Raw genomic sequence first — 26,223 nt, 5'->3', positions numbered from 1 at the left:
TTCGGTTCAGTGTCTCAACATACTCAGCACTTCAAGTGCTTCTTCTGTCAGGGGTTTGTCTGGCAATTCTTTGCGTTGCAACAAGATGTCGAGCAAGTCGTTGTCAGACAAATCCATCAATTCATACATGCCTCTGGCGTGGCTCACAGTTAAGCGAGATTCATGCCGCTCGAAAAACTTTTTGATGAACAAATCGTTTTCGAGCAGGCCGCGCCGGCTACGCCAGTGCAGCTTGCTGAGGGCCCGCTCGCTAAGCGCTTGCTTACCGTCTAGACCGTCCAGCGTCGGGTCACCGACTGAGGTGTCGCGAAATGGTGCGTCCGCGTCCATCTTGGTGCTCCGTGTGATGTTTTGCCGTGCCTTAGATGGCGCGACGAACCATCAATTCTTTGATCTTGCCGATGGCCTTGGTGGGGTTCAAACCCTTGGGGCACACGTCGACGCAGTTCATGATGGTGTGGCAACGGAACAGACGGTAGGGGTCTTCCAAGTTGTCCAAACGGCCAGCGGTGTCTTCGTCGCGGCTATCGGCAATGAAGCGATAGGCTTGCAACAAACCGGCAGGGCCCACGAACTTGTCGGGGTTCCACCAGAACGAGGGGCAGCTGGTGGAGCAGCTGGCGCACAAGATGCACTCGTACAAGCCGTTCAACTCATCGCGCTCTTCGGGCGACTGCAGGCGCTCTTTGTCAGGCACTTGTGTGTCGTTGACCAAGTAGGGCTTGATGGAGTGGTATTGCTTGAAGAACTGGGTCATGTCCACGATCAAGTCGCGGATGACAGGCAGACCTGGCAGCGGCTTCAACACAATCACGCCGGGGAGGGTGCGCATGTTGGTCAAGCAGGCCAAGCCGTTTTTGCCGTTGATGTTCATCGCGTCTGAACCGCACACGCCTTCACGGCATGAACGACGGAACGAAATGGTGGGATCGACGGCTTTGAGTTTCATCAAAGCATCCAAGAGCATGCGCTCGTTGCCATCCAATTCGACCTCGATGGTCTGCATGTAGGGCTTGGCGTCGGTGTCTGGGTCGTAGCGATAGATTTGGAACGTGCGTTTTGTCATGGTGTTTACCTGATCAGAAAGTACGGGTCTGCAGCGGGATGCTGTCGACAGTCAATGGCTTCATTTGCACGGGCTTGTAAGTCAGCTTGTTGCCTTCTTTGTGCCACAGGGTGTGCTTGTGCCAGTCTTGGTCGTTACGGCCGTTTGGATGCTCTGGGGTGTCGCCGTAATCGTTCACGGTGTGAGCGCCACGACTTTCGTGACGCGCAGCGGCGGACACGATGGTGGCTTGTGCAGCTTCGATCAAGTTTTCAACTTCCAGGGCTTCGATGCGTGCGGTGTTGAAGACTTTGGAGTTGTCTTTCAAGCCGATGTTGTTCACGCGCTCGCGCAGGGTAGCGATTTGTTTGACGCCTTCGTCCATCAACGCCTGTGTGCGGAACACGCTGGCGTGTGATTGCATGGTGTTGCGGATGTCGTTGGCCACGTCTTGTGCGTATTCACCAGTTTTGTTGGCTTCCAAACGTGCCAAGCGCGCCAAGGTCACGTCAGCCGCGTTGGCTGGCAGAGGCTTGTGCTCTTTGTTCTTTTGGTTGAACTCAACAATGTGGTTGCCCGCTGCGCGGCCGAACACCAACAAGTCGAGCAAGGAGTTGGTGCCCAAGCGGTTAGCGCCGTGCACCGACACGCAAGAGCATTCGCCCACAGCGTACAAACCATTCACCACAACGCTTTCGTTGTTGGCGTTTTGCGTGACCACTTGACCGTTGATGTTGGTCGGGATGCCGCCCATTTGGTAATGGATGGTGGGGATCACGGGGATGGGCTCTTTGGTGATATCGACGTTGGCAAAGTTGTGGCCAATTTCGAACACCGAAGGCAAACGCTTCATGATGGTGTCAGCGCCCAAGTGGGTCATGTCGAGGTTGATGTAGTCCTTGTTAGGACCGCAGCCGCGACCTTCTTTGATCTCTTGGTCCATGCAGCGTGACACATAGTCGCGTGGGGCCAAGTCTTTGTAGGCGGGGGCATAACGCTCCATGAAGCGCTCGCCATTGCAGTTACGCAAAATAGCGCCTTCGCCACGGCAACCTTCGGTCAACAACACGCCAGCACCGGCCACGCCAGTGGGGTGGAATTGCCAGAACTCCATGTCTTCGAGTGGGATGCCAGCGCGTGCGGCCATGCCCAAACCGTCGCCGGTGTTGATGAACGCGTTGGTCGAAGCTGCGAAGATGCGGCCTGCACCACCGGTGGCCAACATCACTGTTTTGGCTTCCATGATGTAGAGCTCGCCTGTTTCCATTTCGAGGGCAGTCACGCCCACCACATCACCCGCGTCATCGCGAATCAGGTCGAGGGCCATCCACTCCACGAAGAAGCTGGTTTTGGCTTTGACGTTTTGTTGGTACAGCGTGTGCAACATGGCGTGACCGGTGCGGTCAGCGGCAGCACACGCGCGCTCCACGGCCTTTTCGCCGTAGTTGGCGGTGTGGCCGCCGAAGGGGCGTTGGTAAATGGTGCCGTCTGGGTTGCGGTCGAAAGGCATGCCCATGTGCTCCAAGTCGTACACGACTTTGGGCGCTTCGCGGCACATGTATTCAATCGCGTCTTGGTCGCCGAGCCAGTCGGAACCTTTGACGGTGTCATAGAAGTGGTAGTGCCAGTTGTCTTCGTTCATGTTGCCCAAAGAGGCGCCAATGCCGCCTTGCGCCGCCACGGTGTGTGAACGTGTGGGGAACACTTTAGACAAAACAGCCACGTTCAAACCTGCGCGGGCAAGTTGCAACGAAGCGCGCATGCCAGAGCCACCGGCACCGACGATGACGACGTCAAACTTGCGACGAGGGATAGAGCTTTTAACGGTCATGACTTAGAGCCTCCAGAGAACCTGAATGGCCCAGCCGAGACACGACACCAGCCAAACCAAAGTGAATACTTGCAGAACCAAGCGCAAACCCACAGGCTTGACGTAGTCCATCCAAATGTCGCGAACACCCACCCACACATGGATGGCCAACGCGATGAATACAGAGAAGGTCAAAGCCTTCATGAATTGGGTGCTGAAAATACCAGCCCATTTGTCATAGCTGATGTCGCCGCTGGTCAGCAGCACTTGGCCCAAAACAGCCAAGGTGAACAAAACCATCAAAACACCAGTGATGCGCTGGGCGAGCCAGTCACGCAGACCGTAGTGCGCGCCCACGACGACGCGCTTGGAACCGTAATTCACGGACATGTTTTTGCTCCTAGGAAATCAGTAAAGGCCAAACAGCTTGGCACCCAAAGCGGCAGTCAGACCGAGGCTCACCACCAAGGTGAACACAGCGGAAGACTTGCCGAATTCTTTGGTCACCGCGTGGCAAACGTCCATGTAGACGTGGCGCACGCCAGCGATCAAATGGTGCAAGTAAGCCCAGATCAGACCTAACACCACAACTTTCACCAACACAGCAGGCACAAAGCCCAGACCAACGTTGAACGCGGCGCTGAATTTAGCGAAAGAAATCTCGGAAGACACAGAGGTGTCAAACATCCAAACGATGAGCGGCAACAGCAAAAACATGATCAAGCCGCTGATGCGGTGCAAGATCGACACAATGCCAGCCGCTGGAAGGCGGTAGGACGGCAGGTCAGTCAAGGCGTTGATGTTGCGGAACTCAGGCCGCTTTTTGGCAAGCTGGGTCATGTGGGGTCTTTCTTCGGGTTTATCTGCAAGTCAAAACAACTTTTCATTCTATTTCACTTCACCAAACTGACATGAGGGTTTCATGTCAGCTCAAAGCATTACGGTAGTGATGCGTGTCAGTTCTATAGAGACCGCGCCGCAATTCCATGGGGGTGTCGTTGTAGGTGTACGCCACACGCTCCACGCTCAGCAATGGCGCGGTGATCGGGACATTGAGTAGCTCGGCTTGCTCACTGTCTGGGTTGACAGCGCGGATGTTTTCGTCGGCCCGAACCATGCGTACGCCGAACTCAGTTTCAAACAGGGCGTACATCGGACCGTTGTAATTACTTAAGCGTTCGGCAGTCAGGCCTTTGAAGGGCGTGCCGGGCAACCACAGCTCTTCCAAAATGGTGGGCACGCCGGCATAAGCCAGCACGCGGCGCACTTGCAACACGGGGTCGCCGCTGCGCAAGCTCAGGGCGCGGGCGATGTCGGCGCTGGCGCGCAGACGCTTGCAGTCAATGATGGTGCGCTCGGCGGGGCCTTCGCTTTGGGTGTCGCCGTTGTCGGGCTGCAGCTTCAAGAAGCGGTATTGCACTTGCTGCTCGGCATGCGTGGCCACAAAGGTGCCCTTGCCTTGGCGGCGCACCACCAAATTTTCAGCAGACAACTCGTCAATGGCTTTGCGCACGGTGCCCTGGCTGACGCGAAAGCGGGCGGCCAAATCCATCTCGCTGGGGATGGATTCACCGGGCTTCCACTCGCCCGATTGGAGGCTTTGCAAAATCAGCCCTTTGATTTGCTGATACAGCGGGCTGAAAGCGGGGGTCAAACCCAGCGCGCCCAATGCATCGCCAGCGGCGAGCTGCGATTGGGCGTTGGTGGTGTAGGGATGCGCTGGGTTGGATGCCATGTGTTTGTCATCTAGACGCAGTAGCGTCAGTTCTTTGTCAAGCTCGTATCATATCTTCTATAAGACATAAGACAGACCGTTTGCTGGTTTTCGCGGGTAAACTCTGTCATCAAATTTTTTTCATCACTACTTGGAGTTTTTCCCATGAGCAAGAAGCCTGTTCGCGTTGCCGTCACTGGTGCAGCTGGTCAAATTGGTTACGCACTGTTGTTCCGTATCGCCTCTGGCGAAATGTTGGGCAAAGACCAACCTGTCATCTTGCAATTGCTGGAAGTGCCAGTTGAAGGCCCACAAAAAGCCCTGCGCGGCGTGATGATGGAACTCGAAGATTGCGCGTTCCCCTTGTTGGTCGGCATGGAAGCCCATGGCGACCCGATGACTGCATTCAAAGACGTCGACTACGCTTTGTTGGTCGGTTCACGTCCACGCGGCCCAGGCATGGAGCGCGCTGAATTGCTCGCCATCAACGGCGCCATCTTCACCGCTCAAGGCAAGGCTTTGAACGCTGTGGCTTCACGCGACGTGAAAGTTTTGGTCGTGGGCAACCCCGCCAACACCAACGCTTACATCGCCATGAAGGCTGCACCTGACCTCAAGCCAGGCAACTTCACCGCCATGCTGCGTTTGGACCACAACCGCGCTGCGTCACAAATCGCTGCCAAGACTGGCAAAGCCGTGGCCGACATCGAAAAATTGTGCGTGTGGGGCAACCACTCGCCCACGATGTACGCCGACTACCGCTTCGCCACCATCAAGGGCGAGTCTGTCAAGACCATGATCAACGACCAAGAATGGAACGCCAACGTGTTCTTGCCAACCGTGGGCAAGCGTGGTGCCGCCATCATTGAAGCCCGTGGCTTGTCTTCGGCTGCTTCGGCTGCCAACGCCGCCATCGACCACATGCGCGATTGGGCTTTGGGCACCAACGGCAAGTGGGTGACCATGGGTATCCCATCACAAGGTTGGTACGGCATTCCAAAGGACGTCATGTTCGGTTTCCCCGTGACCTGCGAAAACGGCCAATACAAAGTGGTCGAAGGCTTGGAAATCGACGCATTCAGCCAATCTTGCATCGACAAGACGCTGAAAGAGTTGACCGACGAGCAAGCTGGCGTTGCCCACTTGATCTAATTCTCAACAGAGAAATAGAGTGAGCCATCCGCGCGACGTTCTGTTGGGTTCGCAAGCAGGTAGCGTTCAGCTACCCGTTTGTGACCACTACAGCGGTGTCGAAGCGCGGATGCGCAAAAGCTTGCAGCTGCAAGCCGAAATGACGCAAGAGTTTGGAACCTGCGTCTTTGATGTGACCCTTGATTGTGAAGACGGTGCCCCCGTGGGCGGCGAGGCAGAGCATGCCGCGCTGGTCACCGAGTTGGCGCTGAGTGCAGCACCCGAGGCCCGCGTGGCTGTGCGTGTGCACCCCGTCGATCACCCCAGTTTTCAAGCAGACATTGCCACCATTGCTGGCAAAGCTGCGAACCGCTTGACGCACATCATGGTGCCCAAGGTTGAGTCAGTGGCCGATGTGCAACTGGCTGAGCAAGCCTTGGTTCAAGCGGGTGCCAAAGATTTGGCCTTGCATGTGTTGATTGAGTCTCCCGCTGCGGTGCACCGCGCGTTTGACATTGCCGCGCACCCGCGCGTGCAGTCGCTCAGTTTTGGTTTGATGGACTTTGTGTCGGCCCACGGTGGTGCGATTCCTGCACACGGTATGGGGGCACAAGGTCAATTCACCCACCCGCTGGTGGTGCGTGCCAAGCTGGAGATTGCCAGTGCCTGCCATGCCCATGGCAAAGTGCCCTCGCACTGTGTGGTGACCGAATTCAACGACACAGCCGCCATGCGCGCTGCGGCCCAACGTGCTGCGCACGAATTTGGCTACACCCGCATGTGGAGCATTCACCCCGCGCAAATTCGCCCCATTCTTGAGGCCATGGCCCCAGATGCCGCCGCCATTGAAGTGGCCAGCGAAATTGTGTTGGCTGCGCGTGCTGCTCAGTGGGCGCCCATCAGCCACAAAGGTCAGTTGCATGACCGGGCCAGTTACCGCTTCTTTTGGCAAGTGTTGGAACGCGCGCACAGCACGGGCTGTAGCCTTCCAGCTGAAGTCCAGTTATTCTTCAAGGATTAACCGGAGATGCTCATGCAAAAGTTGATTACCGCTGTGGTTTCATTCACTTTATCGGGCTTGGCCTTGGCGGCCACGCCTGTTGACACAGCACACGCGAAAAAGAAGGCGCCAGTCAAACAAGCTGTGAAGCCTGTGGCTGCGAAATTAAATACGCACATCGCAAAAGCGGCGCCCTTGGTTGCCGCTGCGCCTGTCGTGGCGATGGCCGCTGCGGATCCCAAACAGCAAGACATCATTGCCGATCTGGTACACACCGGTCGCATGGTGTGTGAGCTGGGTAACTTTGTGACCGTGACACCTGACCCCGAATCGTCCACGCGTTTCATCGTGCAGATGAAAAAGAACACCTACCGCATGTCACCGGTGGAAACGACCACAGGCGCGGTGCGTTTGGAAGACGCACAGGCCGGTGCCATGTGGTTGCAATTGCAGAACAAGTCGATGTTGATGAACAGCAAACTCGGCCAACGCATGGCCGATGAATGCCAAAGCCCCAACCAAATGGCGGTCGCCGAAGCAATGAGGCTGGCCCCGCCGCCCAGCTTGCTGGATGCACCAACTTTCGCGAAAAAATAACCCCTCAATTTTGATTTGATAGACCGGAGAAAACCATGTTGAAAGCCTACCGTGAACACGTAGCCGAGCGCGCAGCGCTGGGTATCCCACCACTGCCTTTGGATGCCAAGCAAACGGCTGAATTGATCGAGCTGATCAAGAACCCACCTGCAGGCGAAGACGCAGCGTTGATGGACTTGTTGACCCACCGCGTGCCACCCGGCGTGGACGACGCAGCCAAAGTCAAAGCCTCTTTCTTGGCCGCTGTGGCACACGGTGAAGTCAAGGTTGGCTTGATCTCTAAGTCCAAAGCCACTGAGCTGTTGGGCACCATGGTGGGTGGCTACAACGTGCACCCCCTGATCGAATTGCTCGACGACGCCGAAGTGGCTGCTGTGGCCGGTGAAGCCTTGAAGAAAACTTTGTTGATGTTCGACTTCTTCAACGACGTCGCCGACAAAGCCAAGGCTGGCAACGCCAAAGCCAAAGAAGTCATGCAAAGCTGGGCCGAAGGCGAGTGGTTCACCACACGTCCTGAAGTCGAAAAGAAAATCACAGTCACCGTGTTCAAGGTGCCTGGCGAAACCAACACCGACGACCTGTCGCCAGCCCCTGACGCATGGAGCCGTCCAGACATTCCATTGCACTACTTGGCAATGTTGAAAAACACCCGCGAAGGCGCAGCGTTCAAGCCCGAAGAAGACGGCAAGCGCGGCCCCATGCAGTTCATCGAAGACCTGAAGAAAAAAGGCCATTTGGTGGCCTACGTGGGCGACGTGGTGGGTACAGGCTCTAGCCGCAAATCAGCCACCAACAGCGTGATCTGGGCCACAGGCCAAGACATCCCCTTCGTGCCAAACAAGCGCTTCGGTGGCGTGACTTTGGGCGGCAAGATTGCCCCCATCTTCTTCAACACCCAAGAAGACTCTGGCGCATTGCCGATCGAAGTGGACGTGACCAAGCTCGAAATGGGTGACGTCATCGACATCCTGCCCTACGACGGCAAGATTGTGAAAAACGGCGCGACTGTGACTGAGTTCAAACTCAAGAGCGATGTGTTGTTTGACGAAGTGCGCGCCGGTGGCCGTATCAACTTGATCATTGGTCGCAGCTTGACCGCCAAGGCTCGTGAGTTCTTGGGTCTGCCTGCTTCTACCTTGTTCCGTTTGCCCACAGCGCCTATCGCCACCAAAGCTGGTTTCACCTTGGCGCAAAAGATGGTGGGTCGTGCGGTTGGTTTGCCAGAAGGCCAAGGCGTTCGCCCCGGCACTTACTGCGAACCCAAGATGACCACCGTGGGTTCACAAGACACCACAGGCCCGATGACCCGCGACGAGTTGAAAGACTTGGCTTGCTTGGGCTTCTCGGCTGACATGGTCATGCAATCGTTCTGCCACACAGCGGCTTACCCCAAGTCGGTGGACGTGAAGACGCACCGCGAATTGCCAGCGTTCATCAGCAACCGTGGCGGCGTGGCTCTGCGCCCAGGCGACGGTGTGATTCACTCTTGGTTGAACCGTTTGTTGTTGCCTGACACCGTCGGTACAGGTGGCGACTCGCACACACGTTTCCCCATCGGTATCAGCTTCCCAGCCGGTTCTGGCTTGGTGGCGTTCGGTGCTGCCACAGGCGTGATGCCTTTGGACATGCCCGAGTCCATCCTGGTTCGCTTCAAAGGCGAAATGCAACCCGGCGTGACCTTGCGCGACTTGGTGCACGCGATTCCTTTGTACGCGATCAAGAAAGGTTTGTTGACCGTGGCCAAGGCCGGCAAGATCAACGAATTCTCTGGCCGCATTTTGGAAATCGAAGGCTTGCCAAATCTCAAGGTCGAACAAGCGTTTGAATTGTCTGACGCATCTGCCGAGCGTTCAGCTGCAGGTTGCACGATCAAGCTCAACAAAGAGCCCGTGCAGGAATACCTGAAGTCCAACGTGGTTCTGATGAAGAACATGATCGCCGACGGCTACGCCGACGCACGCACTTTGGCTCGCCGCATTGAGAAGGTTGAACAGTGGTTGGCTGCGCCTAACCTGCTCGAAGCCGACAAAGATGCCGAGTACGCACACGTCATCGACATCGATTTGGCCGACATCAAAGAGCCCATCGTGTGCTGCCCGAACGACCCAGATGATGCGAAGTTCTTGTCTGAAGTGTCTGGCACCAAGATCGACGAAGCCTTCATCGGTTCTTGCATGACCAACATCGGCCACTTCCGTGCTGCTGCCAAGTTGCTCGGCGGTCAACGCGACATCCCCGTCAAGTTGTGGGTCGCACCTCCAACGAAGATGGACGAGAGCGAGTTGATCAAAGAAGGCCACTACGCTGCGTTCGGCACTGCTGGTGCACGTACCGAAATGCCAGGCTGCTCGTTGTGCATGGGTAACCAAGCACAAGTGCGCGAAGGCGCGACCGTGGTGTCTACCTCCACACGTAACTTCCCCAACCGTTTGGGCAAGAACACCAACGTGTACTTGGCGTCTGCCGAGTTGGCCGCCATCACCTCGAAGATGGGCAAGTTCCCCACCGTGGCCGAATACCACGAAGCCATGGGTGTGGTGAATAAAGACGGCGAAGCTATCTACAAGTACCTGAACTTCAACCAAATCGACGAATACGTTGAAACGGCCAAAGGCGTGACAGCGTAAGCTGTCTGCGTCTTCACCCAGCACTTCGGTGCTTGGGTGACAAAACAAAACCCCGCAAAGCGCGAGCCTTGCGGGGTTTTGTTTTGGGGCGATGCGGTTTAGAACATGCGCGCCAACAAGCCACCTTCAACTGGCCCATCCACAGGAATCCACACATGCGTGGGGCTGCCTGCAGCCACCTCGATGGAGGCGCCGTTTTTGTCTTTCATTTGCTCAAGCTTCACCTTGCGGTTGCCGCTGGGGTGAATGATTTCGATGGTGTCGCCGACGGAGAATTTGTTTTTGGTTTCAATCTCAGCCCAACCGTCAGCCACGCCGCGCACTTCGCCCACAAACTGACTGCGGTGTGCAATGGAGTGACCGGTTTCATAGTTTTGGTAGTCATTGGCAGGGCGGCGGTCCATCAGGCCAGCGGTGTAGCCGCGGTTGGCCAAGCCTTCGAGTTCGGTGATGAGCTCGGGGTTGAAGGGGCGGCCTGCCACGGCGTCGTCAATGGCGCGGCGATACACCTGTGCGGTGCGGCTCACGTAATAAAGCGACTTCGTGCGACCTTCAATCTTGAGTGAGTCCACGCCAATTTTGGTGAGGCGTTCCACGTATTCGACAGCACGCAAGTCTTTGCTGTTCATGATGTAGGTGCCGTGCTCGTCTTCCATGATGGGCATGAGCTGGCCGGGGCGGCCTTTTTCTTCGAGCAAGTAAATGTTGTCGGCGGCGGGGTGGCGCTCGCCGTTGCCGCAAGACGAGAAGCTGGACTCGGCTTCTTGCTGTGACTTGGCAAAGTCAAAGTCGCCTTCCATGGGCAAGGCCATGGCTTCGCCGGTGTTGGGGTCGGTAGCGCTGGCTTGTGTGCCATAGCTCCAGCGGCAGGCGTTGGTGCACGTGCCTTGGTTGGGGTCGCGGCGGTTGAAGTAGCCTGACAACAAACAACGGCCTGAATACGCAATGCACAAGGCGCCGTGCACGAACACTTCGAGCTCCATGTCGGGGCACTCTTGGCGAATTTTTTCAATCTCGTCAAAGCTGAGTTCACGCGACAAGATGATGCGCTTCACGCCCACCTTCTGCCAAAACTTCACCGCCGCCCAGTTCACCGTGTTGGCTTGCACCGACAGGTGAATGTCCACCTCAGGCCACTTCTCGCGCACCATCATGATGAGGCCGGGATCGGCCATGATGAGCGCATCGGGCTTCATCGCGATGATGGGTTCGATGTCACGCAAGTAGGTGCGCACCTTGTCGTTGTGCGGCAGCAAGTTGCTGGTCAAAAAGAACTTCTTGCCGCGTGCGTGGGCTTCGGCGATGCCGATGCCAATTTGCTCAAGGCGGAACTCGTTGTTGCGCGCGCGCAAGCTGTAACGGGGTTGGCCGGCATACACGGCGTCAGCGCCGAAGTCATAAGCGGCGCGCATTTTGTCGAGCGAACCTGCGGGTAGCAGGAGCTCGGGGGCTTTGAGTGTGGTCATAGGTAGTTGCTGCTTACAGGGCAGCTAGAAAATCATTCAGGGTCGATTTTCGCATCCCGCACGACTTTTGCCCAACGTGGGGCTTCTGCCTTGATGAGCGCCGCAAATTGCTCGGGCGTGCCGCCACCGATTTCGTTGCCTTGGCTCAAGATTTTTTCTTTCACCTCGGCCGTTTGCAGGGCTTGGTTGCACACGGCGTTGAGCTGCTTGACCAACTCAGGCGCCATGCCTTTGGGGCCAATCAAGCCTTGCCAGTTGAGCACTTCGACCTCGGGGAAGCCTTGCTCACCCATGGTGGGCAAGTTGGGCAACAAAGGCGAACGTTTTTTGCTGGTGATGGCCAATGCGCGCATGCGACCGCCTTGGATGGAGGGCATGGCGGCATACATCTGCTCAAACATCATGTGGACTTGGCCACCCATCAAATCGGTGGCTGCGGCAGAGCCGCTTTTGTAGGGGGCATGAATCATGTCAATGCCGGCCGCGTGCTCAAACAAAGCACCGCTCAAATGGTGCGAGCCACCAATGCCGCCCGAGCCGTAGCTGAGTTTGCCGGGCGATGCTTTGGCGGCGGCCACGAGGTCTTTGACAGTTTTGTAGGGTGAGTCGTTGCGCACCATCAAGATGAGGGGACCGCGTTCAATCAAGCAAATGGGTGTGAGGTCGTTCAGTGGATCGAAGTTAAGCTTTTTGAACAAGGCCTGGTTGACAGCCAAGGGCGCGAAGTTGCCCATGCCCAAGGTGTAGCCATCGGGCTTGCCGCGAGCAATGGCTTCGGTGCCAATGTTGCCGCCTGCACCCGCCTTGTTGTCGATGATGATGGGCTGGCCCAACAGGGTGCCCATGGCTTTGGCCACTTGGCGTGAGCGGCTGTCGGCGTTACCGCCTGCAGCGTAGGGGCAAATCCATAGGATGGTTTTGCTGGGGTTGGGGTACTTGTCTTGGGCTTGTGCGAACAGGGGCAGCAAGCTGCTACTGGCTGCGGCTTGAATGAGGGTGCGACGTTTCATGGTGGAAGTCTCCTTATTTTCAGATGCCACAAATCATAGGCTGGACGGTAGACTTTCTGAGAGCTTCAGGCATAGCACAATCACGTATATGAATCGAAATGTGTTGATTGCTGGTGGCGGTATTGCAGGCATGGCAGCGGGCTTTGCAGTGGCGCGTGCAGGGTGGCGTGCCACGGTGTTTGAGCGCGCACCTGAGTTTTCAGAGGTGGGCGCTGGCGTGCAGCTGGGCCCCAACGTGACACGCATTTTGCAAGCCTGGGGTTTGGGCGATGCACTTAAGCAAGTGGCGGCGTTTCCTGCGGGTTTACGTGCGCGCAGCATGAACACGGGTGAGGTGTTGGCGACCTTGCCTTTGAAAGATGCGGTGAGCACCTACGGCGCGCCCTACGTGACCCTCCACCGTGCTGACTTGCACGGCTTGTTGTTGCAAGCTGCTGCGCGTGAAGGCGTGCAAGTGCACAGCGATTCGGTGGTGCAGCGTGTGCATCAAACCCCAGATAGCGTCATGCTTGATGTGATGCAACACGGCCAGCTTCAACGCCATCATGGCCCAGCAGCGGTGGCCGCCGATGGCGTGTGGAGCCCATTGCGTCAACAGTTGTTGGGTGATGATTTGCCAGTTTTTACGGGGCACATTGCTTACCGCGCACTGGTGGCACAAGCCGACTTGCCCTTGCATTTGCGTAGCCAAGATGTGTCGGTGTGGATGGGCTCACAAGCCCATGTGGTGAGCTACCCCGTGCGTGGCGGCGAGTACCTGAATGTGGTGTGTTTGGCCGAGGGGCGTTTGTTAGACGACGATGCCAATGACTTGCAGGCCTTGCAAACATGGAATGCGCAAAAGTCAGAAGCGCAAACCTTGGCCGAGCTGCACCACGCATTGCGCGGGGCGTGTGCGCCGCTGACTGACTTGATGGCTGCTTGCAGCGATTGGCGTTTGTGGCCCCTGTGCGGTAGGCCTGCGATGCGGGGTGCAAACGAGCATGTGCAAGGCCGCGTCGCTCTGGTGGGCGATGCAGCGCACCCCATGCTGCCGTACTTGGCGCAAGGCGCAGGCATGGCGATTGAGGATGCGTCTGAGCTGGCTTTGCAGTTGCACCATGCCACGGCAGAGGATGTGCCTGAACGACTGCAGCAGTTCGCCCAAGCCCGCTGGCAACGCAATGGACGCGTGCAGGCGAGGGCCGTGCGCAACGGTCAAATTTTTCATGCCACGGGGCCAATGCGCCTAGGTCGCGACATGGGCTTGAGGCTCATGGGTGCGCGTTTGATGGATGTGCCGTGGTTGTATGGCTATGACCGCAACTAATCTGAGTTAGTCAAGCGCAGGCAAACCTTGGCGCATACGCGCACGCTGGCAAGCATCGCTGCCTTCTTCAAACTCTCGGCAAGGGGAGGGGCGCCATTCGTAAATACCGCAAGTGGCTTTCTCGCCCACTTTGCCGCTGAGTGCGGCGCAACGCGGTGGCGAGTAGTCGGTGCCGCGCATGCGGCACATCGTGGCGGTGAGTTCTTGACCCAAGCCTGTGGGCACAGAGCCGCCGTGCGTGTCCATTTCTTCCACGCTGAAGTCCACCCGAAAGCTGGCGCAGCAGGCGCCGCAGCTGGTGCAGGCGGACATCACTGACGCCCGAGCAGCAGGTACTCCATGAGTGCTTTTTGCACGTGCATGCGGTTTTCGGCTTCGTCCCACACCACGCTTTGTGGGCCATCAATCACGTCAGCCGACACTTCTTCTCCGCGGTGGGCGGGCAAGCAATGCATGAAGAGGGCGTTGGGTTTGGCCACGGCCATCATCTCGCTGTCGACACACCAATCGGCGAAGGCTTTTTTGCGCGCTTCGTTTTCAGCCTCGTAGCCCATGCTGGTCCACACGTCGGTGGTGACCAGATCTGCGCCTTCGCAGGCTTGCATGGGGTTGGCAAACACTTTGTAGCAATCGGTGTTTTTCAGGCCCGCAATGGCGGGGTTCACCTCGTAGCCGCTGGGCGTGCTGACGTGGACGGTGAAGCCCAGCATGTCTGCGGCTTGCAGCCAAGTGTTGGCCATGTTGTTGCCATCACCCACCCACGCCACCACTTTGCCTTTGAGGCATTCGAGCGGATGCACGGTCAAGCCGCGGTGCTCGATGAAGGTGAACAAGTCCGCCATGATTTGGCAAGGGTGAAACTCGTTGGTCAAGCCGTTGATCACGGGCACGCGCGAGTTGGCGGCAAAGTTGCTGATTTTGTCTTGGCCGTAGGTACGAATCATCACCAAGTCTGTCATGCGGCTGATGACTTTGGCGCTGTCTTCGATGGGCTCCGAACGGCCCAGTTGGCTGTCGCCCGTGGTGAGGTGCACCACCGAGCCTCCCAGCTGATACATGCCTGCTTCAAAGCTCACGCGGGTGCGTGTGGAGGCTTTTTCAAAAATCATCGCCAGCGTACGGTCGGCCAGCGTGTGGTGTTTTTCGTAGGCTTTGAATTTCTTCTTGATGAGCGCTGCGCGTTGAAACACGTAGGCGTATTCGTCCGCCGACAAATCAGTGAATTGCAGGTAATGTTTCAGCGCTTGGGTCATGGGGCTTCTGCCAAGAATGTTTGGATGAGCGGCACGAGGATGGCGACCACTTCGTCAGCCTCTGCCTCGGTGATGATGAGCGATGGCACCAAACGCACCACGCTGTCGGCGGTGACGCTGAGCAACAAGCCCGCATCAAGTGCGCGTTGCATCAGCACGCCGCATGGACGGTCGAGGTCAATGCCAATCATCAGGCCTTGGCCGCGAATTTCTTTCACGCCCTTCACACCATCGAGCTCACGATGCAGGGCCGCATGCAAATGCGCGCCAACCTTGAGCACGTTGTCCAGCAACTTGTCTTCTTCCATGATGCGGATGGTTTCCACACCGGCGCGCATGGCCAAGGGGTTGCCGCCAAAGGTGGTGCCGTGGTTGCCGGGTTGGAAAATGTGAGCGGCTTTGGGGCCTGCTACCACCGCGCCAACCGGTACACCTGAGCCTAGGCCTTTGGCCAAGGGCATCACGTCAGGCACGATGCCTGACCATTGGTGTGCAAACCATTTGCCGGTGCGGCCCATGCCGCATTGCACTTCGTCAATCATCAAAAGCCAATCGCGTTCGTCGCAGAGTTGGCGGACTTGTTGGAGGTAGTCCGTATTCATAGGCTTGACGCCACCTTCACCTTGAATGGTTTCAAAGAACACGGCTGCCACATTGGGGTTGCCTTCGGTGGCTTTTTTCAAGGCCTCGATGTTGTTGACGGGCACGCGGATGTACCCCTCCATCATGGGGCCAAAGCCTTCTTTGATTTTTTCGTTGCCGGTGGCCGCGAGGGTCGCCAACGAACGGCCATGAAAGGCTTTTTCGTAAACCACGATTTCAGGCTTCTCAATGCCCTTCATGTGGCCAAACTTGCGTGCCAGTTTGAGGGCTGCTTCGTTGGCTTCCAAACCGCTGTTGCAGAAGAAGACATTGGTCATGCCCGACAACTCGACCAACTTGGCTGCCAGTGCTTCTTGCAGGGGGATGTGGTAGTAGTTGCAGCTGTGGATCATCTTGCCCACCTGGTCTTGCAAGGCAGGGGTGAGCTGGGGGTGGGCGTGGCCCAAGGTGTTGACGGCAATGCCAGCCAAGGCGTCAAGGTAGGCCTTGCCGTTGGTGTCCCACACACGCAATCCTTTGCCATGCGATAAAGCCACGGGCAAACGGCCGTAGGTGTTCATGCAATGGGGGGATGCGGCAGGCGTGGTCATGTCAACTCCAAAATAAAAAACGACCCAACGAAGGTTGAGCCGTTGACATGAGATTTTAGAGGCTGTCGTGTGACAAAACAGTGGCGTGTTTGCATTCATGAAAATGCCACAAGTCTTATATAAGATAGAATAGTGTCACCCGAGCGTCAGTGGGAGATCCCCCGTCACTCAAGCAACAGCCCTGCGCATCTACCCGATGATTTCACACTCCGCCAAAGAAGTTTTTATTCTGGGTTTGACCCAAGAAGGACGCACGTTTCGCCCCAGCGACTGGGCCGAGCGTTTGGCGGGCGTGATGAGTCAATTCCGTCCGGGTGGCGCTACCCCCGGCAGCCATTTGAGCTATTCCCCTTGGTGTGTGCCCAACACGCTGGACGGCAACAAATGCGTCATTGTTCATACCGACTTGCGCGACGAAGAGCCCATGGCCTGGAACTTCGTGATGAACTTCGCCAAAGACAACAACTTGCAAGTCGTGGAAGCCTGCTTGTTGCCCGAGCACCCATCTGCTACTTAACAACAAAAAACCCGCTCAAGAGCGGGTTTTTGCTTTTTCTTTGCTGACAGCGCACCCGTTACAAACGGCGGGCTGAACAGTCAGCCCGGGCTGGTTGCCTAATAAATTAGGCGGCGAGTGCCAAGGCTTTCACCTTGGTCGACAAGCGGCTCTTATCGCGAGCTGCTTTGTTTTTGTGGAAGATGCCTTTGTCAGCAATCGTGTCCACAACGGCTTGCATCTTGGCAAACAGTTCGGTAGCTTTGGTTTTGTCGCCAGCCAAGACAGCTTTCTCGACGTTCTTCACCGCAGTGCGGTACTTCGAGCGCAACGAGGTGTTGGCAGCGTTGATTTTGATGTCCTGACGGACGCGTTTACGGCCTGATGCCAGGCGTGGGTTCTTTTTCTTGGGTTTGGCTGAAGCCATGATAATTTCCTTACGTGTCTGAGGATGATGTCAGCAAAGCCCACGATTGTAGCAAATCCCAAAACTGGTGCCGAAGCCCGCCCGAAAGGCCAGCCAAGGCCTCGCTACACTCCAAAGCGTGTCACTGTTCAAATCTGCCTCCATCGTCTCGGGCTTGACCCTGGTTTCCCGCATCACAGGCCTGATGCGCGAACTGCTGATTGCCTCGACTTTCGGGGCCAGCGCCCTGACCGACGCCTTCAATGTGGCGTTTCGCATCCCCAATTTGTTCCGCCGCCTGTTTGCCGAGGGTGCGTTCAGCCAAGCCTTTGTGCCCGTGTTGGCTGCCAGTCGCCAGCAGCACGGCGACGAAGCCACCCATGTGCTGATCAACCAAGTCGCGACCTTGCTGATTTGGGCTTTGTTGTTCACCAGTGTGCTGGGTGTGGCTGGCGCGCCGTTGTTGGTGTGGGCGATGGCCAGTGGTTTGCAGCAATCGCCCCAAGGCTTTGAGGTGGCGGTGGTGATGACCCGCTTTATGTTCCCGTACATCGCCTTCATGTCGCTGGTGGCCTTGGCTGCGGGTGTGCTCAACACGTGGAAGCGTTTTGCCGTGCCTGCGGCCACGCCGGTGCTGTTGAACGTGGCCATGATTGCTGCGGCTTGGTGGGGCGGCCCTTGGTTTGGCGCTTTGGGTGTGCCACCGATTTACGCCTTGGCCGCAGGCGTGATGCTGGGCGGCGTGGCCCAGCTGAGTGTGCAGCTCTTGGCTTTGCGCCGTTTAGGCATGTTGCCCCGCGTAGGCCTGAGCTGGCGCGCTGTGCGCGAGGCTTGGGGCGCCGAAGGCCCCAAGCGCATCTTGCAGCTCATGGCCCCCGCTTTGCTGGGCGTGAGCGTGGCGCAGATTTCTTTGCTCATCAACACGCAAATTGCCTCGCAGTTGACCCCGGGCAGCGTGAGCTGGCTGAGCTACGCCGACCGCTTGATGGAGTTTCCTACCGCCTTGTTGGGCGTGGCTTTGGGCGTGGTGCTGATGCCCCAGCTTTCGGCGGCCAAAGCGGCCAACGACACGGCCAAATATTCAGACATGCTTGATTGGGGCCTGCGTTTGGTGGTGGTCTTGGCGTTGCCGTGTGCCTTGGCCTTGTTGGTGTTTTCTAAAGCCTTGGTGGCCGTGCTCTACAACTACGGTGCTTTCAGCGCGCACGATGTGCAGCAAACCACGCTGGCGCTGATGGGCTATGGCGTGGGCTTGTTGGGTTTGGTGGCCATCAAAGTGTTGGCCCCTGGTTTCTACGCCAGCCAAGACATTCGTACGCCTGTGCGCATTGCGGTGGCGGTGCTGGTGATTACTCAGTTGTTCAACGTGGCGTTGGTGCCCTTTTTGGCGCATGCGGGTTTGGCCTTGTCGATTGGCTTGGGCGCATTGGTCAACGCAGCTTGGCTGCTGTGGGGTTTGCGAAAAAATGGAACGTATGTGATGAGCGCAGGCTGGACGCGCTTTGTGTTGCAAGTGTTGGCGGCGTGTGCCGTGCTGGGCGCTTGGCTGTGCTGGTCGGCGCAATATTGGGACTGGACCGCCTTGCACGCCACACCACTGCTGCGTGTGGGCTTGATGGCGGGTGTGCTGGCGGTGAGTGCATTGCTGTACTTCGCCACGCTGACCCTCACCGGTTTGAAGCTGCGCATCTTGCTGCGCCGATAACTCAAAACAAGAGGGGACAGAGCCATGGATTTCAAATTGGAAGTACCCACCGCCTTGGAATACTTTGCCTCGCTGGTGCAAAGCGACGAACACTTTCCGTTGCTCGAAGCTGCTGCCAGCTTGGCCCAAGACGAATACCCCGAGTTAGACATTCAACAGGTGTTGGACCAGGTCGACCAATTGGGCAGCCGCTTGAAACAACGCTTGCCTGCCGATGCGGGCGCCATGCAGAAGCTGCGCTTGTTGAACAAGTTTTTCTTTGAAGAGCAAGGCTTCAGCGGCAACCTCAACAACTACTACGACCCCGACAACAGCTATTTGCACGTGATGCTGCGCACGCGGCGCGGTATTCCCATCAGCTTGGCGGTGTTATGGCTAGAGCTGGCGCTGGGCTTGGGGCTTAACGCCCAAGGCGTTGGTTTTCCGGGGCACTTCTTGGTGAAGGTGCGTTTGCCTTATCCCAACGAAGGGCAGGTGGTGATTGACCCGTTCACGGGCGAGTCGCTCAGCAAGGAAGAGCTGTCAGAGCGCTTGGTGCCACTGCATGCCGAGTCTGGCTTGTTGCGTGACGGCCATGTCTCGGACGAGTTGCTCAAACACTATTTGCGGGCCGCTACGCCACGCGAAATTGTGGCGCGCATGTTGCGCAATTTGGAAGAGGTGTACACCTCGCACCAAGACCCTGAGCGGTTGATGTTGGTGAAGCAGCGGTTGATGGTGCTGCTGCCGCAAGTGGACGACGAGCAAGAATAAAAAAGCACCCGAAGGTGCTTTTTTTATTGGGGCAAGGCGGTTTAAGCCACCACCACCGCAGCGCCGTCGCCGCGTTCAGCAATCACGCCAATCGTGTGCACTTGCTCGCCGTGAGCGCGCAACACATCCGCACAAGCAGAGGCGTGGGCAGCGTCAATCACCACCACCATGCCAATGCCGTTGTTGAAGGTGCGGTTCATTTCGATGTCGTCAATGCCCGCTGTGTTTTGCAACCAAGCAAACAGCTCGGTTTGTGGCCAGCTTCCCTTTTTCAGGTGAGCGGCTGTGCCTTCGGGCAAGACGCGTGGGATGTTTTCCAGCAAGCCGCCACCAGTAATGTGGGCCAATGCCTTGATGGGTGTTTCGGCCAAAGCAGCCAACACGCTCTTCACATACAAGCGGGTGGGTGCCATGATGGCTTCTTTGAACGGCTTGCCATCCAAAGTGGCAGGGGCGTTTGCACCTGCACGGTCGATGACTTTGCGCACCAGCGAGAAGCCGTTGGAGTGCACGCCAGCCGAGGCCAAGCCCAACACCACGTCACCAGGTTTGACGTCTTGACCAGTCAAGATTTTGGATTTTTCAACGGCGCCGACAGCAAAACCTGCCAAGTCGTATTCGCCATCGGGGTACATGCCGGGCATTTCAGCGGTTTCGCCGCCAATCAAGGCGCAGCCAGACAGCTCGCAGCCTTTGGCAATGCCGCCGACCACCGCAGCGGCGGTGTCCACATGCAGCTTGCCGCAGGCAAAGTAGTCGAGAAAGAACAGGGGCTCAGCGCCTTGCACCAGCACGTCGTTCACGCTCATGGCCACCAAGTCGATGCCCACGGTGTCGTGCATTTGCCATTCAAAGGCCAGCTTGAGCTTGGTGCCCACGCCGTCCGTGCCGCTCACCAGCACAGGTTCTTTGTAACGCTTGGGCACTTCAAACAGGGCGCCAAAACCGCCAATGCCTGCCAACACGCCCTCGCGCATGGTTTTCTTGGCCAGAGGTTTGATGCGTTCGACCAAGGCATCGCCTGCGTCAATGTCGACGCCGGCGTCTTTGTAGGAGAGGGGTTTGTTCATAGTGAGGAGGTGCTGGGGCGTGCAGAAGATGCGCGCCGATAGAATCGAAGCTTAATTTTAAAGCCATCACCCGTCCCGCTGTATGCAATTCACTCCCGCTCAACAACATGCCTTGGCTTGGACTGGCCTTTCGGGCGTGGCTGCGCTTGTGTTGTGGCTCTTGGGGCCTGTGTTGATGCCCTTTGTGGTGGCCGCCGTGCTGGCCTATGTGCTGAGCCCTTTGGTGCGAAGTCTCCAACGTGTGTGTGGTGGCCGTTTGCCCCGTTTGGTGGCGGTGGTGTTGGTCGAAGTGCTGTTTTTGTTGTTGCTGGTGGCTTTGTTCACTTTGCTGATTCCCATCTTGGCGAATGAGTTGCCTCGCATGCGTGACCAGTTGCCTGTGCTGGTTGAGCGCCTGCAAACCGACATCGCGCCTTGGCTGCAAGCCAAAGGCATTCCGGTCATGCTCGACAGTGCCAGCATCAAAGCCTTTGTGCTGCAAACCTTCAGCACCTCGTTTGACGATGGTTTCAAACAAGCCCTGACCTCGCTGCGCATTGGCGGCAGCGTGGCATTGGCTGTGGTGGGCAATTTGATATTGATACCCGTTGTGCTGTTTTATTTGTTAATTGATTGGCAACGCTTCGTTCGCCATGTAGAGGCCTTGGTGCCTATGCCCGCACGCGGTGCTTACGACAGCTTTGTGAGCGAATGTGACGCAGTGCTGGGTCAATATCTGCGCGGCCAGTTGTCGGTCATGGCCTTGTTGGCGGTGTACTACAGCGTGGCCTTGTGGGCCTTTGGCTTGGAGTTGGCATTCCCGATTGGTGTGTTCACCGGCTTAGCGGTGTTTGTGCCGTATGTGGGTTATGGCGTGGGCTTGGCTTTGGCGATTCTGGCAGGCGTATTGCAGTTTGCGCCCAGTGAGGCCCTGCTGATGGTCGCGGTGGTGTATGGCTTGGGCCAACTCATTGAGAGCTTTGTGCTCACACCGCGCTTGGTGGGCGAGCGCATTGGCCTGCACCCGCTGCATGTGATTTTTGCTTTGATGGCCTTTGGCCAGTTGTTTGGTTTTGTGGGCGTGTTGGTGGCCTTGCCAGCCAGCGCGGTGTTGCTGGTGGCCATTCGCCGCTTGCGTGCGCAATACCAAGCCAGCGCCTTGTACCGTGGTATTTGAGTGCAGATGAAGCAAATCGCGCTCGACATTGGTTTGGCCCCCGGCCCAACACTCAAAAACTTTTTCGCAGGTCCAAACCTTGCTGCCTTGCAGCATTTGCAACTGTGGGTGGGCAACGACAAACGCTCGCCCGTGCCCACGTATGTGTGGGGCGAGGGCGGCAGCGGCAAAACCCATTTGCTGCGCGCCGCGCAAGCCAGTTTGCGTGACCAAGGCTGCCCCGTGGGCTGGATGGATGCCACGGTAGCTGAGCCGACTGCTTTCAATGACGCTTGGCGTGTGGTCATCTTGGACGATGTACACCTTTACACAGCTGTGCAGCAGCACGCTGCATTCAACTGGTTTGTGAATGCCACCACCCCCAGCGATGGCCAACAGCGTTGGGTGTTGGCTGCAGGCAATGTTCCGCCCAGTGATTTGGCCTTACGCGAAGACTTGCGCACCCGTTTGGGCTGGGGCCATATTTTTCAATTGCAGGTGCTCAGCGAAACCGAGCGCCGTGCCGTGCTGCGCCAACAGGCCGATGACCGCGGTGTGTTCTTGAGCGATGAGGTGATGGACTTCATGCTCAATCGTTTCAGCCGTGACCTCAGCAGCCTCATTCAACTCCTCGACCAACTCGATGGTTACGCCTTGCAAACACAACGCGCCATCACCATCCCGTTGATCAAAGCCATGCTGGAAGCCATGTGATGAAACTCGCCTTATTTGACCTCGACCACACTTTGTTGCCGATTGACTCTGACCAATCCTGGGGCGAGTTCACCGTGCGTTTGGGCTGGCATGCACGCGACACGTTCATTCAGCGGAACGACGAGTTTTATGCCCACTACCAGGCGGGCACGTTGGATATTCATGAATACGTCCGGTTTGCCGCTGAAGCCTTTTGCCAGCGCGGTCCAGAAGTGGCAGCCGATGCCCATGCGCAATTCATGCGCGACGTGGTTCAGCCGGCCATTCGCCCCGAGGCCTTGGCCTTGGTGCAAAAGCACAAGGATGCGGGCGAGCGCGTCATCATCATCACGGCCACCAACGAGTTTGTGACCCGCCCAATCGCCAAAGCCTTTGGCGTGGATGAGCTGATTGCGGTGGAACTGGTGCGTGATGCCAAAGGCTGGTTCACCAACGAAATCAACGGTGTGCCCACCCTGCGCGAAGGCAAAGTGCAACGTCTGCAACAATGGCTCATACGCGAAGGCTTGGACTGGGCTGATGTAGACACCACGTTCTACAGCGATTCCCGCAACGATTTGCCCCTGTTGGAGCGCGTCAACCACCCCGTGGCGACCAACCCCGACGACACACTGCGCGCCGTGGCCCTAGAAAAGGGCTGGCCGATTTTGGAACTCTTCCCAAAACAATGATCAAACAATTCATCAACAAGCTGATGGGCAAAGCACCCGTTAGCAGCAAGACCAGTTTGGGCAAACGCCATGTGGTGCCTGCCAAAGTGCACGGCATCAACGTCGACTGGGTCGACGAGCGTGCCTTGAATGTGGTGCGCACTTTGCAAGATCGTGGCTTTGAGGCCTACATCGTGGGCGGTGCCGTGCGTGATTTGCTGTTGGGCTTGAAACCCAAAGACTTCGATGTGGCCACCAACGCCACGCCTGAACAAGTCAAAGCCGCATTCCGACGCGCCTTCATCATTGGCCGACGTTTCCGCATCGTGCATGTGGTGTACGGCCGTGGTCGCGAGCATGAGGTGATTGAGGTGTCCACCTTCCGTGCGCACTTAGACAACGCCGATGCTGAACAAGTCAAAGGCAACGAACGCAGCAGCAAGCAAGAGCTGGCGAACATGAAGCACGCGGTGGACGCTAGCGGGCGCGTGCTGCGCGACAACGTGTGGGGCCCGCAAGACCAAGACGCGGCACGCCGCGACTTCACCATCAACGCCATGTATTACGACCCCGAAACGGGTAACGTGATTGACTACCACGGCGGCATTGCCGACGCGAAGAAAAAAGTCATCCGCATGATCGGTGACCCCGCCACGCGTTACCGTGAAGACCCTGTGCGCGTGATTCGCGCCGTACGTTTTGCGGCCAAGCTGGCAGGCTTGGGCTTCAAGATGGAAGCAAAGACAGCCGCTCCGTTGAAGAAAGCCGCCAAGCTCTTGGCCGATGTGCCGCAAAGCCGCTTGTTTGATGAAATGCTCAAACTCTTGCAAACCGGCCATGCGCTGGCAAGCATTGAACAACTCAAGCAGCACGGGTTGGCCAAAGGTATTTACCCCTTGCTCGACATCGTGGTCGAACGTGCCAACGAACAGTTCGTCATCACAGCCCTGAACGACACCGACCGCCGCGTGGGCGAGGGCAAGCCTGTGGCGCCTAGCTTCTTGTTGGCTTGTGTGTTGTGGTCGGATGTGCGCGAGACCTGGGCGCACCGCAGCGCCAAACAACCTTCGTTCCCCGCCTTGCAAGACGCGATTGACGAAGTGTTTGACTCCCGCATTGGCGATGTGTCGGGTCGCGGCAAGCTCGGCGCAGACATGCGCGAAATTTGGATGATGCAACCGCGCTTTGAAAAGCGCACGGGCAGCGGCCCTTGGACCTTGGTGGACCAAGCGCGTTTCCGTGCCGGCTTTGACTTCATGCGCTTGCGCGCCGATGTGGGCGAGGTGGACGAAGCCTTGTCGGATTGGTGGCAAGAATTCAGCGTTGCCAGTGACAGCGAGCGCGAAGACCTGCTGCAGCAAGTACGCCAAGAACAACAAAAATCCCAACGCGCGCCTCGCGTGCATGCGGTGCGTCGTGCGCCAAAGCCTGAGAGCGAAGACCCGCGTTTTCGCGAGGTTGAGCCCGAAGGCGAAGAGGGCGTTGGATCGCCCGCCAAAAAACGCCGCCGTCGCCGTCGCAAACCAGGTGGTGAGGCCGGCAGCGCACCCGCCGCCGAATAAACGGAGCCTTCGCCATGTCAACGTCCCCCGTCATGGCGTGCGTGGCCCTTGGCGCCAATTTGGGCGATGCAGTGGCCACCGTGCAGCAAGCCTTGCGCGATGTGGCGGGTTTGCCCGGAACGCAACTCCTCAAAGCCTCGTCGCTGTACCGTAGCGCTCCATACGAGGCCCAAGGCCCAGACTTCATCAACGCTGTCGCTTTGCTGCAAACCCAGCTCAGTCCGCTGGTTTTGTTACATGCCTTGCAAGCGATTGAGCTGAAAAGTGGTCGCGAGCGCCCCTACAAAAATGCACCGCGCACGCTGGATCTGGATGTCATCTTTTACGGCGATGTGTCACTAGACGGCCCAGAGCTGATCTTGCCGCACCCTCGGTGGCAAGAGCGCGCGTTCGTGCTTCAACCTTTGTTTGAAGTTTGGCCCGAACGTGTGAGCGCCGTCCAATTGGCTGCAGTGCAAAACCAAGCCATTCAGCGCATCAATTTGCAGGACTTACCATGAACTTTTCTGCCATTCCTTTGGTTTTGCAAGCGGTGTTGTTGCTGATTGCGGCCAATGTGTTCATGACGTTTGCTTGGTACGGTCACCTCAAGAGCCTGGCCAACTCGCCTTGGTACACCGCTGCGTTGGTGAGTTGGGGCATTGCGCTGATGGAGTATTTGCTCCAAGTGCCTGCCAATCGCATTGGTTTTCATGAGGCGGGGTTAGAAGTCGGACAACTCAAAATCATTCAAGAAGTGATCACCTTGGCGGTGTTTGTACCGTTTTCAGTCTTTTTCTTGAACGAACCACTCAAGTTGGATTATGTTTGGGCTGGTTTGTGCATGGTCGGGGCGGTGTATTTCGTCTTTCGCGGGTGAGACGCGATTACACTTTGCCCCGTCATCTAACTGTCATAAATAAGTCATCCACAGGAGCTCCAAATGCTATTTGGAAAGTTGTTGCCCACTGAAGGCAATTTTTTCGTCATGTTCAACCAGCATGCAGATCGCATCGTCGAAGCTGCACATGCTTTCTCAAGCTTGGTCGCTAATTACAACGACCCCATCTTGCGTGACAAATACAACCAAGAAGTGGACAACGCCGAACGCGGTGCAGACCGTGTCACGCACGAGTGCAATGTGGCCATCCACAAGACCTTCATCACGCCCATTGATCGCGAGCAAATCCACTCCTTGATCAACACCATGGACGATGTGGCTGACTTGATTCAAGACACCGCTGAAACCATGGCTTTGTATGACGTGCGCGTCATGAACGAAGAGATCGTGCGTTTGACAGACTTGAGCGTGAAGTGCTGCGAGCGCTTGCGCGATGCCGTGTACATGTTGGAAAAAATCTCCGACCACGCCACCGCCGAAGCCGCGTTGAAGACCTGCGAAGAAATCGACAAGCTCGAATCAGATGCTGACCGCGTGATGCGCAGCGCCATGAGCAAGTTGTTCCGCGAAGAGCCCGATGTGCGTGAAGTGCTCAAACTCAAAGCCATTTATCAGTTGTTGGAAACCATCACTGACAAGTGCGAAGACGTGGCCAATTTGATCGAGGGCATCGTCCTCGAAAACTCTTAATCACGAG

General features: G+C 57.1%; 28 protein-coding genes. 15 read left to right on the top strand and 13 right to left on the bottom strand.

All coding sequences use genetic code 11. The features are described 5' to 3' along the window. Nucleotides 1-6: 6 nt before the first annotated feature. The 6 genes from QMG15_RS09265 to QMG15_RS09240 all read right to left on the bottom strand — a co-directional run bounded on the left by QMG15_RS09265 (nucleotide 7) and on the right by QMG15_RS09240 (nucleotide 4,590). Entirely contained in the window at nucleotides 7-330 is a 324-nt protein-coding gene (locus QMG15_RS09265; RefSeq protein ID WP_281788365.1) for a succinate dehydrogenase assembly factor 2, read from the bottom strand. Nucleotides 331-361: 31 nt separating this feature from the next. Then, nucleotides 362-1,066, bottom strand: coding sequence for a succinate dehydrogenase iron-sulfur subunit (locus tag QMG15_RS09260; protein ID WP_108357926.1), 705 nt, complete (start codon nucleotides 1,064-1,066; stop codon nucleotides 362-364). A gap of 13 nt (nucleotides 1,067-1,079) precedes the next feature. Beyond that, nucleotides 1,080-2,876: a succinate dehydrogenase flavoprotein subunit gene (gene sdhA, locus QMG15_RS09255; RefSeq protein WP_281788364.1), complete on the bottom strand. Its 1,797-nt coding sequence runs from the start codon at nucleotides 2,874-2,876 to the stop codon at nucleotides 1,080-1,082. Between the two features lie 3 nt (nucleotides 2,877-2,879). Beyond that, nucleotides 2,880-3,245 (bottom strand): succinate dehydrogenase, hydrophobic membrane anchor protein, encoded by a 366-nt coding sequence (gene sdhD / locus QMG15_RS09250; RefSeq protein ID WP_108357924.1) that lies wholly within the window; start codon nucleotides 3,243-3,245, stop codon nucleotides 2,880-2,882. A gap of 18 nt (nucleotides 3,246-3,263) precedes the next feature. Next, on the bottom strand, nucleotides 3,264-3,695 hold the full coding sequence (sdhC, locus tag QMG15_RS09245; protein WP_108357923.1) for a succinate dehydrogenase, cytochrome b556 subunit: 432 nt from the start codon (nucleotides 3,693-3,695) through the stop codon (nucleotides 3,264-3,266). 85 nt (nucleotides 3,696-3,780) lie between these two features. Continuing rightward, complete coding sequence (locus tag QMG15_RS09240) at nucleotides 3,781-4,590, bottom strand: GntR family transcriptional regulator (protein ID WP_281788363.1); 810 nt, start codon at nucleotides 4,588-4,590, stop codon at nucleotides 3,781-3,783. Between the two features lie 144 nt (nucleotides 4,591-4,734). Here QMG15_RS09240 and QMG15_RS09235 point away from each other — a divergent pair, with 144 nt between their 5' ends. From QMG15_RS09235 to acnB, 4 genes are read left to right on the top strand one after another with little or no spacing between them, the layout of a single operon-like run. Beyond that, a complete protein-coding gene (locus tag QMG15_RS09235; protein ID WP_108357921.1) occupies nucleotides 4,735-5,721 on the top strand; it encodes a malate dehydrogenase in 987 nt (328 codons plus the stop codon). A 19-nt stretch (nucleotides 5,722-5,740) separates the two neighbouring features. Continuing rightward, nucleotides 5,741-6,721: an aldolase/citrate lyase family protein gene (locus QMG15_RS09230; protein WP_281788362.1), complete on the top strand. Its 981-nt coding sequence runs from the start codon at nucleotides 5,741-5,743 to the stop codon at nucleotides 6,719-6,721. Nucleotides 6,722-6,733: 12 nt separating this feature from the next. Continuing rightward, complete coding sequence (locus QMG15_RS09225) at nucleotides 6,734-7,297, top strand: hypothetical protein (protein WP_281788361.1); 564 nt, start codon at nucleotides 6,734-6,736, stop codon at nucleotides 7,295-7,297. Nucleotides 7,298-7,332: 35 nt separating this feature from the next. After that, a complete protein-coding gene (acnB, locus tag QMG15_RS09220; protein WP_281788360.1) occupies nucleotides 7,333-9,924 on the top strand; it encodes a bifunctional aconitate hydratase 2/2-methylisocitrate dehydratase in 2,592 nt (863 codons plus the stop codon). Between the two features lie 98 nt (nucleotides 9,925-10,022). Here acnB and yegQ read toward each other — a convergent pair whose 3' ends face one another. Both yegQ and QMG15_RS09210 read right to left on the bottom strand, forming a co-directional pair. After that, on the bottom strand, nucleotides 10,023-11,390 hold the full coding sequence (gene yegQ / locus QMG15_RS09215; RefSeq protein ID WP_281788359.1) for a tRNA 5-hydroxyuridine modification protein YegQ: 1,368 nt from the start codon (nucleotides 11,388-11,390) through the stop codon (nucleotides 10,023-10,025). 32 nt (nucleotides 11,391-11,422) lie between these two features. Continuing rightward, the gene (locus QMG15_RS09210; protein WP_281788358.1) at nucleotides 11,423-12,400 is read right to left on the bottom strand and encodes a tripartite tricarboxylate transporter substrate binding protein; all 978 of its coding nucleotides are present in this window, start codon (nucleotides 12,398-12,400) and stop codon (nucleotides 11,423-11,425) included. A gap of 88 nt (nucleotides 12,401-12,488) precedes the next feature. Here QMG15_RS09210 and QMG15_RS09205 point away from each other — a divergent pair, with 88 nt between their 5' ends. Beyond that, nucleotides 12,489-13,709, top strand: a complete 1,221-nt coding sequence (locus QMG15_RS09205) for an FAD-dependent monooxygenase (RefSeq protein ID WP_281788357.1) — start codon at nucleotides 12,489-12,491, stop codon at nucleotides 13,707-13,709. Between the two features lie 6 nt (nucleotides 13,710-13,715). Here QMG15_RS09205 and QMG15_RS09200 read toward each other — a convergent pair whose 3' ends face one another. The 3 genes from QMG15_RS09200 to QMG15_RS09190 are packed head-to-tail and all read right to left on the bottom strand — an operon-like array spanning nucleotide 13,716 to nucleotide 16,155. Next, the gene (locus QMG15_RS09200) at nucleotides 13,716-14,021 is read right to left on the bottom strand and encodes a YkgJ family cysteine cluster protein (RefSeq protein WP_281788356.1); all 306 of its coding nucleotides are present in this window, start codon (nucleotides 14,019-14,021) and stop codon (nucleotides 13,716-13,718) included. Then, nucleotides 14,021-14,962 (bottom strand): ornithine carbamoyltransferase, encoded by a 942-nt coding sequence (gene argF / locus QMG15_RS09195; protein WP_281788355.1) that lies wholly within the window; start codon nucleotides 14,960-14,962, stop codon nucleotides 14,021-14,023. The genes QMG15_RS09200 and argF overlap by 1 nt, the downstream gene beginning before the upstream one ends. Then, nucleotides 14,959-16,155, bottom strand: a complete 1,197-nt coding sequence (locus QMG15_RS09190; protein ID WP_281788354.1) for an aspartate aminotransferase family protein — start codon at nucleotides 16,153-16,155, stop codon at nucleotides 14,959-14,961. The genes argF and QMG15_RS09190 overlap by 4 nt, the downstream gene beginning before the upstream one ends. 196 nt (nucleotides 16,156-16,351) lie before the next feature. Between QMG15_RS09190 and QMG15_RS09185 the strand changes: the two genes are divergently transcribed. Then, on the top strand, nucleotides 16,352-16,672 hold the full coding sequence (locus QMG15_RS09185; protein ID WP_281788353.1) for a DUF3579 domain-containing protein: 321 nt from the start codon (nucleotides 16,352-16,354) through the stop codon (nucleotides 16,670-16,672). A gap of 106 nt (nucleotides 16,673-16,778) precedes the next feature. Here the strand turns inward: QMG15_RS09185 and rpsT are convergent, their stop codons facing one another. Further along, on the bottom strand, nucleotides 16,779-17,078 hold the full coding sequence (rpsT, locus tag QMG15_RS09180; protein ID WP_108282997.1) for a 30S ribosomal protein S20: 300 nt from the start codon (nucleotides 17,076-17,078) through the stop codon (nucleotides 16,779-16,781). A gap of 118 nt (nucleotides 17,079-17,196) precedes the next feature. Between rpsT and murJ the strand changes: the two genes are divergently transcribed. Further along, a complete protein-coding gene (murJ, locus tag QMG15_RS09175; RefSeq protein WP_281788352.1) occupies nucleotides 17,197-18,762 on the top strand; it encodes a murein biosynthesis integral membrane protein MurJ in 1,566 nt (521 codons plus the stop codon). A gap of 24 nt (nucleotides 18,763-18,786) precedes the next feature. Next, nucleotides 18,787-19,515, top strand: coding sequence for a transglutaminase-like domain-containing protein (locus tag QMG15_RS09170; protein WP_281788351.1), 729 nt, complete (start codon nucleotides 18,787-18,789; stop codon nucleotides 19,513-19,515). Nucleotides 19,516-19,556: 41 nt separating this feature from the next. Here the strand turns inward: QMG15_RS09170 and purM are convergent, their stop codons facing one another. Then, on the bottom strand, nucleotides 19,557-20,585 hold the full coding sequence (gene purM, locus QMG15_RS09165; protein WP_281788350.1) for a phosphoribosylformylglycinamidine cyclo-ligase: 1,029 nt from the start codon (nucleotides 20,583-20,585) through the stop codon (nucleotides 19,557-19,559). Nucleotides 20,586-20,667: 82 nt separating this feature from the next. Here purM and QMG15_RS09160 point away from each other — a divergent pair, with 82 nt between their 5' ends. The 7 genes from QMG15_RS09160 (at nucleotide 20,668) to QMG15_RS09130 (ending at nucleotide 26,216) form a co-directional block, all read left to right on the top strand. Then, a complete protein-coding gene (locus QMG15_RS09160; RefSeq protein WP_281788349.1) occupies nucleotides 20,668-21,741 on the top strand; it encodes an AI-2E family transporter in 1,074 nt (357 codons plus the stop codon). Nucleotides 21,742-21,747: 6 nt separating this feature from the next. Then, nucleotides 21,748-22,434, top strand: coding sequence for a DnaA regulatory inactivator Hda (gene hda / locus QMG15_RS09155; RefSeq protein ID WP_281788348.1), 687 nt, complete (start codon nucleotides 21,748-21,750; stop codon nucleotides 22,432-22,434). After that, on the top strand, nucleotides 22,434-23,105 hold the full coding sequence (locus QMG15_RS09150) for an HAD family hydrolase (RefSeq protein ID WP_281788347.1): 672 nt from the start codon (nucleotides 22,434-22,436) through the stop codon (nucleotides 23,103-23,105). Before hda ends, QMG15_RS09150 begins: the two co-directional genes overlap by 1 nt. After that, nucleotides 23,102-24,646: a polynucleotide adenylyltransferase PcnB gene (gene pcnB, locus QMG15_RS09145; RefSeq protein ID WP_281788346.1), complete on the top strand. Its 1,545-nt coding sequence runs from the start codon at nucleotides 23,102-23,104 to the stop codon at nucleotides 24,644-24,646. The genes QMG15_RS09150 and pcnB overlap by 4 nt, the downstream gene beginning before the upstream one ends. Before the next feature lie 14 nt (nucleotides 24,647-24,660). Then, nucleotides 24,661-25,146 carry a 2-amino-4-hydroxy-6-hydroxymethyldihydropteridine diphosphokinase gene (gene folK / locus QMG15_RS09140; protein ID WP_281788345.1) on the top strand — a complete coding sequence of 162 codons (486 nt, stop codon included), beginning with the start codon at nucleotides 24,661-24,663 and terminating at the stop codon, nucleotides 25,144-25,146. After that, on the top strand, nucleotides 25,143-25,505 hold the full coding sequence (locus tag QMG15_RS09135; protein ID WP_281788344.1) for a DMT family protein: 363 nt from the start codon (nucleotides 25,143-25,145) through the stop codon (nucleotides 25,503-25,505). The genes folK and QMG15_RS09135 overlap by 4 nt, the downstream gene beginning before the upstream one ends. Before the next feature lie 63 nt (nucleotides 25,506-25,568). Then, nucleotides 25,569-26,216: a DUF47 domain-containing protein gene (locus QMG15_RS09130; RefSeq protein WP_108357903.1), complete on the top strand. Its 648-nt coding sequence runs from the start codon at nucleotides 25,569-25,571 to the stop codon at nucleotides 26,214-26,216. Nucleotides 26,217-26,223 lie beyond the last annotated feature (7 nt).

The sequence above is a fragment of the Limnohabitans sp. INBF002 genome (assembly GCF_027924905.1).
In the GTDB taxonomy this organism is placed as follows: Bacteria; Pseudomonadota; Gammaproteobacteria; order Burkholderiales; family Burkholderiaceae_C; genus Limnohabitans.
The sequence above is the reverse complement of the archived record's forward strand: the minus strand, read 5'-3'. Positions and strand labels throughout refer to the sequence as shown.

What these genes read in the sequence shown, in the direction of transcription:
- QMG15_RS09265 (WP_281788365.1), bottom strand. Translation starts at nt 330, where the DNA reads ATGGACGCGGACGCACCATTTCGCGACACCTCAGTCGGTGACCCGACG.
- QMG15_RS09260 (WP_108357926.1), bottom strand. Translation starts at nt 1,066, where the DNA reads ATGACAAAACGCACGTTCCAAATCTATCGCTACGACCCAGACACCGAC.
- sdhA (WP_281788364.1), bottom strand. Translation starts at nt 2,876, where the DNA reads ATGACCGTTAAAAGCTCTATCCCTCGTCGCAAGTTTGACGTCGTCATC.
- sdhD (WP_108357924.1), bottom strand. Translation starts at nt 3,245, where the DNA reads ATGTCCGTGAATTACGGTTCCAAGCGCGTCGTCGTGGGCGCGCACTAC.
- sdhC (WP_108357923.1), bottom strand. Translation starts at nt 3,695, where the DNA reads ATGACCCAGCTTGCCAAAAAGCGGCCTGAGTTCCGCAACATCAACGCC.
- QMG15_RS09240 (WP_281788363.1), bottom strand. Translation starts at nt 4,590, where the DNA reads ATGGCATCCAACCCAGCGCATCCCTACACCACCAACGCCCAATCGCAG.
- QMG15_RS09235 (WP_108357921.1), top strand. Translation starts at nt 4,735, where the DNA reads ATGAGCAAGAAGCCTGTTCGCGTTGCCGTCACTGGTGCAGCTGGTCAA.
- QMG15_RS09225 (WP_281788361.1), top strand. Translation starts at nt 6,734, where the DNA reads ATGCAAAAGTTGATTACCGCTGTGGTTTCATTCACTTTATCGGGCTTG.
- acnB (WP_281788360.1), top strand. Translation starts at nt 7,333, where the DNA reads ATGTTGAAAGCCTACCGTGAACACGTAGCCGAGCGCGCAGCGCTGGGT.
- yegQ (WP_281788359.1), bottom strand. Translation starts at nt 11,390, where the DNA reads ATGACCACACTCAAAGCCCCCGAGCTCCTGCTACCCGCAGGTTCGCTC.
- QMG15_RS09210 (WP_281788358.1), bottom strand. Translation starts at nt 12,400, where the DNA reads ATGAAACGTCGCACCCTCATTCAAGCCGCAGCCAGTAGCAGCTTGCTG.
- QMG15_RS09205 (WP_281788357.1), top strand. Translation starts at nt 12,489, where the DNA reads ATGAATCGAAATGTGTTGATTGCTGGTGGCGGTATTGCAGGCATGGCA.
- QMG15_RS09200 (WP_281788356.1), bottom strand. Translation starts at nt 14,021, where the DNA reads ATGTCCGCCTGCACCAGCTGCGGCGCCTGCTGCGCCAGCTTTCGGGTG.
- argF (WP_281788355.1), bottom strand. Translation starts at nt 14,962, where the DNA reads ATGACCCAAGCGCTGAAACATTACCTGCAATTCACTGATTTGTCGGCG.
- QMG15_RS09190 (WP_281788354.1), bottom strand. Translation starts at nt 16,155, where the DNA reads ATGACCACGCCTGCCGCATCCCCCCATTGCATGAACACCTACGGCCGT.
- QMG15_RS09185 (WP_281788353.1), top strand. Translation starts at nt 16,352, where the DNA reads ATGATTTCACACTCCGCCAAAGAAGTTTTTATTCTGGGTTTGACCCAA.
- rpsT (WP_108282997.1), bottom strand. Translation starts at nt 17,078, where the DNA reads ATGGCTTCAGCCAAACCCAAGAAAAAGAACCCACGCCTGGCATCAGGC.
- QMG15_RS09170 (WP_281788351.1), top strand. Translation starts at nt 18,787, where the DNA reads ATGGATTTCAAATTGGAAGTACCCACCGCCTTGGAATACTTTGCCTCG.
- purM (WP_281788350.1), bottom strand. Translation starts at nt 20,585, where the DNA reads ATGAACAAACCCCTCTCCTACAAAGACGCCGGCGTCGACATTGACGCA.
- QMG15_RS09160 (WP_281788349.1), top strand. Translation starts at nt 20,668, where the DNA reads ATGCAATTCACTCCCGCTCAACAACATGCCTTGGCTTGGACTGGCCTT.
- hda (WP_281788348.1), top strand. Translation starts at nt 21,748, where the DNA reads ATGAAGCAAATCGCGCTCGACATTGGTTTGGCCCCCGGCCCAACACTC.
- QMG15_RS09150 (WP_281788347.1), top strand. Translation starts at nt 22,434, where the DNA reads ATGAAACTCGCCTTATTTGACCTCGACCACACTTTGTTGCCGATTGAC.
- pcnB (WP_281788346.1), top strand. Translation starts at nt 23,102, where the DNA reads ATGATCAAACAATTCATCAACAAGCTGATGGGCAAAGCACCCGTTAGC.
- folK (WP_281788345.1), top strand. Translation starts at nt 24,661, where the DNA reads ATGTCAACGTCCCCCGTCATGGCGTGCGTGGCCCTTGGCGCCAATTTG.
- QMG15_RS09135 (WP_281788344.1), top strand. Translation starts at nt 25,143, where the DNA reads ATGAACTTTTCTGCCATTCCTTTGGTTTTGCAAGCGGTGTTGTTGCTG.
- QMG15_RS09130 (WP_108357903.1), top strand. Translation starts at nt 25,569, where the DNA reads ATGCTATTTGGAAAGTTGTTGCCCACTGAAGGCAATTTTTTCGTCATG.